At 75.1% G+C, this 13,084-nt stretch carries 10 protein-coding genes and 1 riboswitch; of the genes, 3 read left to right on the top strand and 7 right to left on the bottom strand.

Annotated features, from left to right (window positions below; all coding sequences use genetic code 11):
* Positions 1–11 precede the first annotated feature (11 nt).
* Entirely contained in the window at positions 12–1,862 is a 1,851-nt protein-coding gene (gene dnaG, locus ABZS66_RS28850; RefSeq protein WP_354762997.1) for a DNA primase, read from the bottom strand.
* A gap of 104 nt (positions 1,863–1,966) precedes the next feature.
* Here dnaG and ABZS66_RS28845 point away from each other — a divergent pair, with 104 nt between their 5' ends.
* Positions 1,967–2,956 carry an ElyC/SanA/YdcF family protein gene (locus ABZS66_RS28845; RefSeq protein WP_354762995.1) on the top strand — a complete coding sequence of 330 codons (990 nt, stop codon included), beginning with the start codon at positions 1,967–1,969 and terminating at the stop codon, positions 2,954–2,956.
* A gap of 167 nt (positions 2,957–3,123) precedes the next feature.
* On the top strand, positions 3,124–4,188 hold the full coding sequence (locus ABZS66_RS28840) for a polyprenyl synthetase family protein (protein ID WP_354762993.1): 1,065 nt from the start codon (positions 3,124–3,126) through the stop codon (positions 4,186–4,188).
* A 263-nt stretch (positions 4,189–4,451) separates the two neighbouring features.
* On the opposite strand, the gene ABZS66_RS28835 is transcribed toward ABZS66_RS28840, so the two are convergent.
* Positions 4,452–5,147 (bottom strand): hypothetical protein, encoded by a 696-nt coding sequence (locus ABZS66_RS28835; RefSeq protein ID WP_354762991.1) that lies wholly within the window; start codon positions 5,145–5,147, stop codon positions 4,452–4,454.
* Between the two features lie 178 nt (positions 5,148–5,325).
* Positions 5,326–5,480: riboswitch (cyclic di-AMP (ydaO/yuaA leader) on the bottom strand.
* Between the two features lie 46 nt (positions 5,481–5,526).
* Entirely contained in the window at positions 5,527–7,071 is a 1,545-nt protein-coding gene (locus ABZS66_RS28830) for a diguanylate cyclase (RefSeq protein ID WP_354762989.1), read from the bottom strand.
* A 91-nt stretch (positions 7,072–7,162) separates the two neighbouring features.
* On the opposite strand from ABZS66_RS28830, the gene ABZS66_RS28825 reads away from it, so the two are divergent.
* Complete coding sequence (locus ABZS66_RS28825) at positions 7,163–7,984, top strand: aldo/keto reductase (protein ID WP_354762988.1); 822 nt, start codon at positions 7,163–7,165, stop codon at positions 7,982–7,984.
* Here ABZS66_RS28825 and ABZS66_RS28820 read toward each other — a convergent pair.
* From ABZS66_RS28820 to ABZS66_RS28805, 4 genes are read right to left on the bottom strand one after another with little or no spacing between them, the layout of a single operon-like run.
* The gene (locus ABZS66_RS28820; RefSeq protein ID WP_354762986.1) at positions 7,981–8,625 is read right to left on the bottom strand and encodes a response regulator transcription factor; all 645 of its coding nucleotides are present in this window, start codon (positions 8,623–8,625) and stop codon (positions 7,981–7,983) included. The two genes, ABZS66_RS28825 and ABZS66_RS28820, sit on opposite strands and share 4 nt — an antisense overlap.
* Positions 8,613–9,887 (bottom strand): sensor domain-containing protein, encoded by a 1,275-nt coding sequence (locus ABZS66_RS28815; RefSeq protein ID WP_354762984.1) that lies wholly within the window; start codon positions 9,885–9,887, stop codon positions 8,613–8,615. Before ABZS66_RS28815 ends, ABZS66_RS28820 begins: the two co-directional genes overlap by 13 nt.
* 20 nt (positions 9,888–9,907) lie before the next feature.
* Positions 9,908–12,316, bottom strand: a complete 2,409-nt coding sequence (locus tag ABZS66_RS28810) for an ABC transporter permease (RefSeq protein ID WP_354762982.1) — start codon at positions 12,314–12,316, stop codon at positions 9,908–9,910.
* The gene (locus ABZS66_RS28805; protein ID WP_354762980.1) at positions 12,313–13,032 is read right to left on the bottom strand and encodes an ABC transporter ATP-binding protein; all 720 of its coding nucleotides are present in this window, start codon (positions 13,030–13,032) and stop codon (positions 12,313–12,315) included. The genes ABZS66_RS28810 and ABZS66_RS28805 overlap by 4 nt, the downstream gene beginning before the upstream one ends.
* Between the last annotated feature and the right edge of the window lie 52 nt (positions 13,033–13,084).

Raw genomic sequence — 13,084 nt, 5'->3', positions numbered from 1 at the left:
CGGAAGGCTCCTCACCACCGGCTCGCGCCGCGGTCACGCAGCGCGCGGGCGTGCTGCTCCAGTGACACCAGCTCGCTGAACAGCCGCAGGTGCTCGTCGGGGTTGCTGACCGGGTTGATCCGCTGCAGCTTCGACTTGAGGTCGGCGATCGTGCGGTTGAGCGCCGGCAGCTGGAGCCGGATGATCGTCGCCTCGACGTAGCGCGGGTCGGGGTCGCCGTCGAGCCGCAGCGGCTCGACCGCCAGCTCGGTGACCAGGGCGCTCGCGGCCAGGTCGACGCAGGCCTCGCGGACCTGCTCGATCCAGACCGCGCCGCCGCCGGACGCCGACGAGGCGCCCCCGGCCTCGGCGATCGCGGCGCGCAGCGACTGGTACGTGGGGTGGGCATACGTCTCGGCGCCGACCGCGTCGAACATCGGGCCGGCCAGCACCGGCTGCTGGAGCGCGAGCTTGAGGGCCTCCCGCTCGACGAGCGCCTCGGCGCTGTCGGGGGCGAGGATGCGCCGCTGCGGCGGGACGACCGGGTCGACGACGCCCTTGGCCGCCGAGTTGACCGCGCGCTGCACCGTCTCCAGCTCCATGCCGAGGTCGCCGGAGAGCTTCCGGGCATACTCCGGGCGTAACGTCCGGTCCTTGATCTTGGCCACCAGCGGGGCGGTCGCCTTCAGCGCGCCGACCCGCCCCTCGGCCAGGTCGAGGTCGAAGCGCTGGATGACCGAGCGCAGCGCGAAGTCGAGCAGCGGCTGCCGGTCGGCGACCAGGTCGCGGACCGCCGCGTCGCCCTTGGCCAGGCGCAGCTCGCACGGGTCCATGTTGTCGGGGCCGACCGCGATGAACGTCTGGGCCACGAACCGCTGGTCGTCCTCGAACGCGCGCAGCGCCGCCTTCTGCCCGGCGGCGTCGCCGTCGAACGTGAAGATGATCTCGCCACCGTAGCCGTCGGCGTCCATGAGCAGCCGGCGCAGCACGGAGATGTGGTCGGTGCCGAACGCGGTCCCGCAGGTGGCGACGGCGACCGGCACCCCGGCGAGGTGGCAGGCCATCACGTCGGTGTAGCCCTCGACGATGACGACCCGGCTCTGCTTGGCGATCTCCCGCTTCGCGTGGTCGATCCCATACAGCACGTGCGATTTCTTGTACAGCGGGGTCTCGGGCGTGTTGAGATACTTCGGCCCGTCGTCGTCGTCGAACAGCTTCCGCGCGCCGAAGCCGATGACCTCGCCCGAGATGTCCTTGATCGGCCACAGCAGCCGCCGGCGGAACCGGTCGATCAGGCTGCCGGAGCGCGCCTCGCGGGACAGCCCGGCGCTGGTCAGCTCGGCCGCCGTGTAGCCCTTCTGGCGCAGGTGCCGGGTCAGCGGGTCCCACCCCTCGGGGGCGAACCCGCAGCCGTAGCGCTCGGCCGCCTCCCGGGTGAACCCGCGCGCGGCGAGGAACTCCCGGGCGGCGCGGGCGCCGGGCGTGCCGAGCTGCTCGGCGTAGAACCGGGCGGCCTCGCCGTGCGCGGCGATGAGCCGCTGCTTCTGCCCGGTCTGGCGGATCGGCGCCGCGCCCGCCTCGACATAGCGCAGCTGGAGGCCGGCCCGCCCGGCGAGCCGCTCGACCGCCTCCACGAACGAGAGGTGGTCGTGGTCCATGAGGAACTTGATCGCGTCGCCGCCGGCGCCGCAGCCGTGACAGAAATACACGTTCCGGGCGGGTGAGACGTTGAACGAGGCGGTCTTCTCGTCATGGAACGGGCACAGCCCCTTGAGGTTGCCGCCGCCGGCCGACTTCAGGGTGACGTGCTCGGAGATGACGTCGGCGATCGCCGTGCGCTCACGCACCAGGGCGATGTCCTCGTCCTTGATCTTGCCGGCCATTCGCCACCTCCCCGGATCCGACGGGATACATCCTGCCTCGCGGCACCGACAATTTACGACTCACGGGTCAGCGGCGAGCCGCCGCCCCGTGCGAAGCTGCGCGGGTGACCAAGCTGCGCGACGACCGTCTGGCCTGGCTGGCGGCCGAGCAGCGGCTGCGCCGCCGCAGCCGGGGCCGTGGCCCGCTCGGCTGGCTGGTGGTCGTCGCCACACTCGGCGCCTGGCTGATCTTCACCTCCCGCGGCCGCGGCGCACGCCGGATGGCCCGCTACTCGGTCGCCGTCGACCACGTCACCGGCTTCCTGAACGACGAGGAGCGCGCGAGGCTGCGCGACGGCCGGGAGCTGCCCGGGTGGTTCCTCTTCGAGGTCGGGCGGGCCGAGCGCCGCGTGCGCCGGGGCCGCCCGCTGCCGGCGGGCCGGGAGACCCGCCGGGAGCGCCGCCGGCGGCTGGCCGGGCGGGCCCTGGTCACCGTCGCCGTGCTGGCCGCGCTGGTCCTGGCACCGACCGCGTGGATACGCGTGGCCTCGGCGGGCCGGATCAGCACGATCGCCGACGCGCCGGGCGCCGACGTCGCGATCGTGTTCGGCGCCCAGGTGGCCCCCGGCGGCGAGCAGCCCATGCCGTTCCTGAAGGGCCGCCTCGACATCGGCGCCGAGCTGCTGCGCTCGGGCAAGGTGAAGGCCCTGCTCATCTCGGGCGACGCCCACGGGGGCAGCGGCGACGAGGTCCGGGTGATGCGGCAGTACCTCATGGGGCAGGGCGTCGACCCGTCCCGCGTGGTCGTCGACCCGTTCGGCCTCGACACCTACGACACCTGCCGCCGCGCCCACGACGTGTACGGCCTCGACCGGGCGCTGCTGGTGAGCCAGGAGCTGCACCTGCACCGCGCGATCACCCTGTGCCGGCGGCTCGGGGTCGACGCCGTCGGGGTGCCGGCGCGCTGCGACGGGTGCCAGCGGGTGACGATCTGGTACAACACGGCCAGAGACGTCGCCGCCGGGCCGAAGGCCGCGTGGGAGGCGTTGCGGCACCGGCCACCGGCGGTACAGTCGCCGCCCGATCCGTCGCTGCGGCTCGCTGTCGGTCCATAGTGGACGATGCCGCCGCGTCGCCCCGACACGCCGAGCTGCGCGCGACACGCACCGGACGGGCGACAAGTGCCGGCGCCACACCGGCCGTTTCCGGTACGGCGGGGCACCCGCACCGGCATACTTGACCGGGTCCCGAACCGAGAGCCGATAGGGGTGCGAGCCGGCTGATGGTCATCGTGTTGCGCAACGCGGACGACGTCCTCGGCTGGGCCGGCCTCCTGGTGGACCCGGCCCTGCACGCCGCGGTGGCCCGGCTGCCCGAGCCGTCCCGCGCCATCGCGGAGCTCCAGCTCGGCTGGTCCGACGGCCCGCGCGGCAACGGGGCGCACGAGCGCTCGGCCCTGACGCTGGTCAGCGCCGACGCCGTGGGTGGTGACCCGCACGACGCGGTGCCCGCGGCGGTCATGATCGAGCTCGTGTACCACTGGGCAGCGATCCGCCGCGACCTCTACGACGGCGACCTGTCCCGCCGCAAGCGCCCGACCGCCTGGAGCGTCTTCGGCGCCCAGCGGGCCGCGCTCGGCGCCGAGGCGCTGCTCGCCCTCGCGTTCGACGTCGCCGGCACCGGCACCCCGGCCCGGGTCGCGCCGGGCCAGTTCCGCGGGCCGGCACACGACCGCGCCGCCCCGGTCGCGGGCAGCACCACGGTCCGCATCCTCGGCGACACCGTCCAGCAGCTCCTGCACGGCCAGCACACCGCACTCGCCCTCGGCGGCGGCCCGACGGCCGGCAGCGACCTGCTCCGCGACTGCCTGAGCTCGGTCGAGCAGCGCGCCGGCGCCGTCTTCGGCTGCGCGTGCGCGCTGGGCGCCCGGGCCGGCGGCGGCACCCTGGCCCAGGTCGACCAGCTGCGCCTGTTCGGCGTGCGGCTCGGCCTGGCCGTCCAGTTCACCGAGGACCTCACCGGCATCTGGGGCGACCCGGCCGAGACGGGCCGCCCGCTCTACGCCGACCTGCGCCGGCGCCGCCGCTCCCTTCCGGTCGCGGCGGCCCTGGCCGCGGGCGCGACCGAGGTCGCGGAGCTGCTGGGGAGCAAGGGCCGGCTCACGGACACCGACCTGGAGCGGGCGGCGAAGGCCATCGAGCAGTCGGGCGCCCGGGCCTGGTGCCGCCAGCAGGCCGACGACCTCCTGGCGCAGGCGCTGCTCGCCCTGGACCTGGCCACCCCGTCGGCTTCGGCGGTGGCCGAGCTGGTGGCCCTGGCCCGCCGGGCCACCCGCCACTCGCCGTAGCCCGCGCCACCCACCGTCGCGAGCGCCCACCGCAAGCGCCTACTACCGCCGCCGCCGCCGCGAGCGCCCGCCGCCGCCCGCCGCAAGCACATGCCGTTCCGATCTTGGAGTTGTGGTCCCGGAAATATCAGATATGAGCGATAAAATCCGGGACCACAACTCCAAGATCGCGCAGGTCTGGCGCCGACGCGGGTCTGGCGAAGGTGCGGTGTGGCGCAGCGCGGTGTGTGGCGCAGGTGTGGTGTGGCGCAGGTGTGGTGTGGTTAGGAGAGGGCCGCCACGATCTGTTCGGCCTTCGCCGCGTGCTTCTGGTAGGCGCCCGGAAAGGCCGACCGCTGGACCGCCTGGGCCGCGGCCGTCACGCTCATGCGCTCCCAGCCCCGCACGCGCGACAGCGCACCGTAGAACAGCATCGCCGAGTGGGCCGGGTCCATGAGCTGTGGCACGGTGCCCCAGCCCTGGCTGGCCCGCTGCTGGAACAGGCCGACCGAGTCGTGGTCGCTCGACAGGCCCTCGTGCGGCAGCCGCAGCGACGACGGCACGGCCTTGCTCGCGACGTTGTACAGGCTGCTCTCCTGCATCGCCGTCGCCACCGCGACGACGAGGGCGCGGCGCGGCATGCCCTGGGCGCGGCCCTGGCGCACGATGGTCGCGGCGTTGTCCATCTGGCGCTGGTCGAGGCCGGCGACCGGCCGTGGCTTGGCCGGCGCGGCGGCGGGCGGCGCAGCGGAGGTCGCCGGGGCCGGCGGTGCGGCCGGCGGGACGGTGGGCACGGAGGTCGGCGGCGCCTCGTAGGCGGCGTACGCCGGCAGTGCCATGAGCTGACTGTCTACAGTGGACGTGCCGGAGCCGGCCGCCAGCAAGGTGACGGACAGCGCGGCGATCGAGGCGGTGCCGGCCCGGACGGCCAGCCCGGGTCGGCGATGGCGTGGATGGAACTGGCGTGGCAGAACTCTCACGGAAACGGTTCCCTCAACAGACGAATGAGCGCAGGAGTCATCGGCACGGCACCGTGGAGCAAGGTGCCGCGCGAAATCGCGAAACAGGAGCCGCTAGGCGGGGCTCACCCGTCTGAGGGGAGGACGGCGCAGGGCCGTCGGAGAAGCATCTGAACGAGCATGCTGACGCACGAGCCTGAACTCCTTCCGAGGCCGCCTACCGGGTTAGCTGACGGGTTCGGGCGGGAGGATTCGCCCTACCACGGGCCGGCTGGGAGGCCGGCGCGCGGATACACCCCAGAACTACCTGGGTCCCCGGCTCGCGAACGGATCGCGACTCGACGGCGCCTGCCCGGCGGCACCAACCCGGCGCCCGTCGACCGGAGCAGACGACCCGACACTACTGGGCGTTATCCGGCCCGGCCAACCGCAGCAACGGGATCCCACCCGGTGCACCCGCATGCTCACCGAACGCGGTCACCCGACCGGTCACCCCGGACGCGTGTCGATGGCCCTTGACCAGGTACATCGCGCGATCGGCGGCGCGCAGGGCCGCTCCGGCGTCGGCAATCGTGGCATCGATCACGGCCACGCCGACGCTGACGCGTACGCGCAGAGCGTGACCTTCGTGACCGATCGGCGCGGACACGGCGCGCTCGACCCGGTCGACGAGCGTGGCGAGGTCGTCGGCGGGGACGTCCCCGGTGAGGATCACGAACTCGTCGCCGCCGAGCCGGGCCACCGTGTCGGTCGGGCGGACCAGCGACACCAGTCGCTGGGCGACCGCGACGAGCACCGCGTCGCCGGCGTCGTGGCCGAACGTGTCGTTGACCACCTTGAAGTCGTCGAGATCGCAGAACAGCAGCGCACCGGTCCCCCCGCCGGCGGCCGCCCGGTGGACCGCGGCGTCCAGGGGCGCGGCGAGCGCCTCGCGGTTCACCAGGCCGGTGAGCGGGTCGCGGGACGCGCGGCGGACCAGGTCGGCCTCGGCCGCCTTCCGGCCGGTGATGTCCTGCACCTGGGCGATCGCGAACGGCGGCGGGCCGGCGACCACGGAGACGGTGGCCGACACCCACACGATCTCGCCGTCGCCGCGCACGCAGCGCAGCTCGTAGTCGTGCATGGCGGCGCCGCCGAACGCGCCGGTCAGGACCGCGCGGCCCTCGTCGACGTCGTCGGGGTGGATGAGGTCGGCGAACCGCATGCTGAGCAGCACGTCCTCGTCCCGCCCGAGGAGCCGGCACAGGGCGGGGTTGACCCGGTTCAGCCGGGTGCGGTCCGGATCACCGGATGCCATCCCGATCATGCACATGCCGGTGCCGGCGCTGTTGAAGGCGAGCCGGAACGCGGCCTCGCTGGCGGCGAGCTGCCGGCGCTCGCGGCGCAGGGCCTCGACCAGGTTGGCGTTGTCGATCGCGATCCCGGCCTGCGCGGCGAGCATCTCCAGCAGCTCGCGCTGGAACGGGCCGGGCCGGCGCCCGTCGGCCGGCAGGTCGACGCCGAGGATGCCGACCAGCTCGCCGCCGGGGGCCCGCAGCGGCGCGAACAGGGCGTCGAGCGGGTGCCAGGCGTCGTCGGCCTCCGGGGCGCCGGGGACCTCCGCGGGCACCCACGACGGGATGGCGTCGCTGAACCGCTCCTGCGGGAGGTACCGCAGCTGCCCCCACCGCTCGGCCCGCTCCAGGTAGCCGTCGAGCTCCTCCGCCGGGTAGCGCACGCCGAGCAGCGTCTCGCGTGCCTCGTCCGACCCGGCGATCGCGACCGCCTCGTACACCTTGTCCGGATGGAGGTAGTTCACCACGGCCACGCCGAACCCGACGCCGTCGACCACGGCATCGACGATGAGCTGGAGCGTCTCGGCGAGCGTGACACCGGTGTTGATGCGTCCCGTGATCCGGTACACGGACCGGATGGCGGCCATCGCCATGTCACGATCTCGCTCCACCGCGCGCCCACCCCGGTCCGGCTGACCTTGCACCAGTACATCGACGCATCAAACGCGACCTGAAGCAAATGTCTCTCGTAGGGTGGAGCCCATGAAGATCACGCTGAACTCCGGCGCCGAGATGCCCGCGCTGGGTTACGGCACCTATCCGCTCAAGGGCCGGGCGGCGACGGATGCGGTACTGCGAGCGCTGGACCTCGGCTATCGCTTGATCGACACCGCCGCGTCGTACGGCAACGAGGACGCGGTCGGCGCCGCGCTGCGCGAGAGCGGCCTGTCCCGCGCCGAAATCTTCGTGACGACCAAGCTGCGGGGCAGCGACCAGGGCCGCGCCGCCACCCGGCCCGCCCTGGAGGCGTCGCTGACCCGCCTCGGCCTCGACTACGTCGACCTGTACCTCATCCACTGGCCAATGCCGGCCGTCGGCAAGTACGTCCAGTCGTACGAGGAGATGGTGCGCCTGCAGCAGGAGGGCCTGATCCGCTCGGTCGGCGTGTCGAACTTCCTGCCCGAGCACCTCGACGCGGTCGTCGCCGCGACCGGCGTCCAGCCGGCGGTCGACCAGCTCCAGGTCTCGCCGTCGTTCGCGCGGACCGGGATGGTCGATGCGGTCCAGCACCGGGGCACGGTCGTGCAGGCCTGGAGCCCGCTGGAGCGCAACACCGGCATCCTCGACCACGGCGTGGTCACGGAGATCGCCGCCCGGCACGGCGTCACCGGCGCCCAGGTCGTGCTCCGCTGGCTGCTGGAGCGGGGCATCACGGCGGTACCGCACTCCGGCAACGCCGAGCGCCAGCGGCTCAACCTCGACGTCGAGGGCTTCACGCTCGGCCCGGACGAGGTGGCCGCGGTCACCGCCCTCGACTCGGGCCGCTCCCCCAAGCAGGACCCGGCCACGTGGGAGGAGTTCTAGCCGTTCAGGTACGCCAGGACGGCGCGCACCCGGCGGTTGGTGTCGTCGGCGGGCGGGAGGTCCAGCTTGCCGAAGATGCCGGTGATGTGCTTCTCGACGGAGACCGGGGCGAGGAACAGCGCGGCGCAGATCGCCGAGTTCGACAGGCCCTGCGCCATCAGGTCGAGCACCTCGCGCTCGCGGGCGGTGAGCGCCCCGACGCCGTGGTGGCGGGCGCCGCGGGTGAACAGCTGGCGCACCACCTCGGGGTCCATGGCGGTGCCGCCCGCGGCGACCCGCTCGATCGCGTCGAGGAAGTCGTCGAGCGCGGTGACCCGGTCCTTCAGCAGGTAGCCGACCCCGCCCCGGCCGTCGGCGAGCAGCTCGGCGGCGTAGGCGCGCTCGACGTACTGCGACACGATGAGCACCTTCGTGTCCGGGGCGGCGGCCCGCAGCTCCAGCGCCGCCCGCAGGCCCTCGTCGCGGAACCCGGGCGGGAGCCGGACGTCCACGATGGACAGATCGGGCCGGTGCTCCGCGACCGCGGCGAGCAGGCCCGGCGCGTCGGCGACGGCGGCCACCACGGTGTGGCCGGTGTCGGTCAGCAGCCGCACCATGCCCTCGCGGAGCAGGAGCAGGTCTTCGGCGATCACGATGCGCATGGGAACTCCGCGTGCAGGACGGTCGGGCCGCCCGGTGGACTGTCGATGGTGAGCGTGCCGTCGAGGGCCTCGACCCGCCGCCGCAGCCCGTCGAGGCCGGACCCGGCCGGGTCGGCGCCGCCGCGGCCGTCGTCGGTGACGCGGACCCGCACGGCGTCGCCGGCCCGGGCCAGGGTGACCGTGCAGCGGCTCGCTCCGGCGTGCTTGGCGGCGTTGGCGAGGCCCTCGGCGACGACGAAGTAGGCCGCCGACTCGACCGCGGCCGGGTACCGCTCGGCGTCGCCGTCGACGGTCACCTCGAGCGGGCTGTCGCCGGCCAGCGCGGCGACCGCGGCGTGCAGGCCGCGGTCGGTGAGGATCGGCGGGTGGATGCCGCGCACGAGCCGCCGCAGCTCCGCGAGGGCCTCGTCGAGCTGCCGCCGCGCCAGCCCGATATCGGCACCGACGTCCGCGCCACCGGAAGCACCCGCCGCGGACGGGCCCGCCGCGGACGGGCCGGCAGAAGCGGCGGTGCGCAGCTTGCGGGCGGCCAGGGCGAGGGTCATCCCCGCCGCGACGATCCGGGCCTGCGCGCCGTCGTGCAGGTCGCGCTCGATGCGGCGCAGCTCGGCGGCCTGGGCGTCGACCACCCGGCGGCGGGTCGCGGCCAGCCGCTCGGTCTCCTCGACCAGGCGCCGGTGCAGGCCCGGCGCCAGCAGCGCCCGGGCGGCGGCCGCGACCAGGCCGGCCAGCCACCGCACGAACCAGGCGGCCGGCGGCAGCACCGCCAGGCCGAGCACCACCAGCGCGAACCGGCCGGGAACGGTCGTCATCAGCGGCCGGGCCGGGAACGGCGCGTGCGGGTTCGGCACCGCCCACAGCCACAGCGGCGCCAGGATCGCGCCCAGGTCGACCGCGGTGACCACGACCGCGGCGACGCCACCGGCCAGGCCGAGCGGGAACAGGGCGATCAGCCAGGCCAGGTCCCGCCAGGTCGCCGGCTGCGCGGCGGTCGCCAGGACCCGCTCGCGGAGGCTGCGCCCGCGCACCGGGACGTACGGCGAGCCGATCGGCGCGCCGAGCACCCAGCCGGCCCGCCGGCGCTCCAGCCCGGCGAACCGCCGGGTCACCCAGGTGGCGCCGAGGAACACCGGGGCGCCGAGCTGGGTGACCGACAGGACCGCGGTGACGAGGGTGCTCACCACCGCCCACACCAGGCCGGCGACCCCGGCGACGAGGCCGCCGGCCAGGTAGGCGAGGGCCTTGACCGTCCGGAGCAGCACCGGCCCGATGCTACCCATGATCAACGGGACCGGACGGCGAACCGGGTCGGCAGCACGCCCGCCAGCAGGCCGAGCCCGCCGACGGTGCCGAGCATGGTGAGGTACGTGCGGGCGTCGGCGAACAGCCGCAGCGTGCCGTCCTGCGCGACGCTGAACACCCCGGTGACGACGCCGGTGACGAGCGCGCCGAGCAGCAGCCCGACGGCGACCGTGATGAGCGCCTCCCGGGCCGCCAGCCGGTGCAGCTGCCCGGCGGTCGCCCCGGCCAGCCGCAGGTCGGCGAACTCCCGCCGCCGGCCGGCGGCCGCCATCGCGAACGTGTTGACGACCGCGATCGCGGTGAATCCCAGGGAGACGACCACCATCAACTCCCAAGCGCCCTGCTGGTCGGCGTCGGAGGACACGACCGCACCGGACAACGACGCACCGCCACCCCACAGCCACACCGGGCCGGTCAGGCCGACGGCATCGTGGGCCGCCACCAGCTCGGCCGGCAGGACCAGGTCACCGAAGCCGCGAGCCCGGTCGTAGACGGCGGCCAGTCGCAGCGGTACCTCGGTGCCGTCGGCCAGCCAGACGGGAACGGTGTCGCCGACGTGCCAGCCGTAGCCGTCCGCCAGGTAGGCGCTGGCGGCGAACGTGCCGTCCCCGGCCAGCGAGCCGGAGGTGACCGCCAGGTCGAGGACCGGCTCGGCCCCCAGCGTCAGCAGGCCCTGGGCGGCGTAGTCCTCCGGCTTGCCGTCCCGTACGACGATCGCCCGCGTCGGCAGCGTGATCGCCGCGCCGGTGACGCCGGGCGCGGTCGCCACGCGCCGGGCCTCGGCCAGCGGCATCCCGCCCGGCGCCCGCCCGGTCGCCGGGGACGTCCGCGCGGCCTGCTCGGCGGTGGCCAGGTCGGTGAGGAGCGCGCCGTTGAGCAGCATGACGGCGTTGAGGGCGAACATCAGCACGAGCGGCACGGCGACGGCGGCGACCCGCCGGCTCTCGGCCCGGGTGATCATGGCGGCCAGCCGTCCGGTCGCCCCGCCGGCCCCGAGGACGCGGGAGACGACGGCGGTGAGCGGCCGGACCGCGAGCGGCCCGAGCGCGGCGACCGTGCACAGCAGCAGCGCGGTGGCGACGAAGCTCATCCCCATCCCGAGCGGGCCGCCGAGCGGCACGAACGTCAGCACCGCGACGGCCCCGGCCGTGGTGACCAGCGCGGCCAGGACCCGCGTCAGCACCCCGCCGGACGGGGCGACCGCCGTCTCGGCCAGGGCCTGGGTGGGCGCGATCCGCACCGCGCGGCGGCCGGCAAGGCGGGCACCGGTGTAGGCGACGAGCAGCCCGACAAGAACGGCGCCCAGCACGACGAGCACGTTCACCCGGACCTCGAACTGGGCCGGCACCGCGCCGAGCGCCCGGAACCGCGCCGCGACCAGCGCCGCGAACGGGATGCCCAGCGGGGCGCCGGCGAGCGCGGCCAGCCCGGCGAGCAGCAGGCTCTCCAGGCCGAGCAGCCGGCGCAGCTGGCCGGGCGTAGCGCCGGCCGTGCGCAGCAGGGCCAGCTCCCGCAGCCGCTGCCGCACGCCGAGCGTCACGGTGCCGGTGAGCACGAACACGGCGGCGAACCCGGTGAGCCCGATGACGAACCCGAAGATCGAGATCGGGGCGATGTAGTCGGGCAGCGCGCCCGGCAGGTCGGCCCGCACCTTCTCGTCGCCGGTCAGCACCGTGCCGGCGTCGGCCGGCAGCGTGAAGCCGGAGCCGGACACCGCCACCGCTGTCGGGCCGGCCAGGCCGGTGACCGCGGCGACGTCCGCGTCGGCCAGGAACAGCGCGCCCTGGGCCGGCAGCGCGTCCCGGCCGGCCGGCGCCGCGACCCCGGCGACCCGGACAGTACGGACGCCGGTGCGGGACGTCAGCACGAGCGTGTCGCCGGCCCGCGCGGCCAGGTCGGCGTCCAGCACCACCTCGCCGGGGCCGGGTGCGTGGCCGGAGCGCAGCGTGAAGGGCGTGACCGCGGCCGAGGCCCAGCCGTGCGCGACGACCGGCGCGTCGTCGGCGCCGAGCACGGCCCGGCCGTCCGGGGTCGCGATGCGCACCGGCGCCGCCGTGTCGGCCACGACCGAGGTGACGCCCGGCACCGTCCGCAGCCGGTCGGCCAGGCCGGCCGGCAGGGTGCCGGCGCCGGTCAGTCGCTCGGTCTTGGTCTTCGTCTTGGTCTTGTCCTTCTTCTTGTGCTTGGAGGAGGTGACGGTGACCTCGCGCGCGCCGGAGACGACGGCGTCCGCGGCGGCGAACCGGTCGGCGGGCGGCGCGGCGGTCAGCACCGACGCGAGCAGCAGACCGGCGCCGCAGAGGAGGGCCACCGCCAGTACCGCCGCGAAGAACGTCCCGGCACAGGCGGCCCGGTGCGTGCGCAGCGTGCCCAGGGCGAGGCGGATCATCGCGCGCTCACCGCCGTCATGTGCGCGGCCACCAGCTCGGCGGTCGGGGCGGCCAGCTCGGCGACGATCCGCCCGTCGGCCAGGAACACGACCCGGTCGGCCCAGCCGGCCGCGGCCGGGTCGTGCGTCACCATGACGACCGTCGTACCGAGGTCGTCGACGGCCTCTCGCAGCAGCGCCAGCACCTCCCGGCCGCTCGCCAGGTCGAGCGCGCCGGTCGGCTCGTCCGCGAAGATCACCTCGGGCCGGCCGGCCAGCGCGCGGGCCAGGGCGACCCGCTGCCGCTGCCCGCCGGACAGCCGCGCCGGGCGCTCGTCCGCACGGTCGGCGAGGCCGACCCGGCGCAGCACCTCGCGCGCCCAGCCCCGGTCCGGCCGCACCCCGGCGAGCCGCTGCGGCAGCAGGACGTTGTGCCAGACGGAGAGCGAGTCCATCAGGTTGTACTGCTGGAACACGAACCCGACGCGCCGCCGCCGCACCTCGGTGAGCCGCGGTTCGCGCAGCCCGGCGAGGTCCTGCCCGGCGAGCAGCACGCGGCCGCCGTCCGGGCGGTCCAGCGCGGCGGCGCAGTGCAGCAGGGTCGACTTGCCCGACCCGGACGGCCCCATGACGGCGGTGAACGTGCCGGCGGCGAAGGCCACCGAGACGCTGTCCAGCGCCGTGGGGCCGCCCGGGTAGTGCTTGGAGACGGCGACGAGTTCGACGATCGTGGTCATGCCGTCGAGCCTCCCGGGACCGGCCCGCCAGCGGCACACGGCGAGCCATGCG

The sequence above is a fragment of the Dactylosporangium sp. NPDC005572 genome (genome assembly GCF_040605515.1).
In the GTDB taxonomy this organism is placed as follows: domain Bacteria; phylum Actinomycetota; class Actinomycetes; order Mycobacteriales; family Micromonosporaceae; genus Dactylosporangium.
The sequence above is the reverse complement of the archived record's forward strand: the minus strand, read 5'-3'. Positions and strand labels throughout refer to the sequence as shown.

Bases quoted from the DNA above. Each gene is read 5' to 3' on its own strand.
- dnaG (WP_354762997.1), bottom strand. From the start codon at position 1,862: ATGGCCGGCAAGATCAAGGACGAGGACATCGCCCTGGTGCGTGAGCGC.
- ABZS66_RS28840 (WP_354762993.1), top strand. From the start codon at position 3,124: ATGGTCATCGTGTTGCGCAACGCGGACGACGTCCTCGGCTGGGCCGGC.
- ABZS66_RS28825 (WP_354762988.1), top strand. From the start codon at position 7,163: ATGAAGATCACGCTGAACTCCGGCGCCGAGATGCCCGCGCTGGGTTAC.
- ABZS66_RS28820 (WP_354762986.1), bottom strand. From the start codon at position 8,625: ATGCGCATCGTGATCGCCGAAGACCTGCTCCTGCTCCGCGAGGGCATG.
- ABZS66_RS28810 (WP_354762982.1), bottom strand. From the start codon at position 12,316: ATGATCCGCCTCGCCCTGGGCACGCTGCGCACGCACCGGGCCGCCTGT.
- ABZS66_RS28805 (WP_354762980.1), bottom strand. From the start codon at position 13,032: ATGACCACGATCGTCGAACTCGTCGCCGTCTCCAAGCACTACCCGGGC.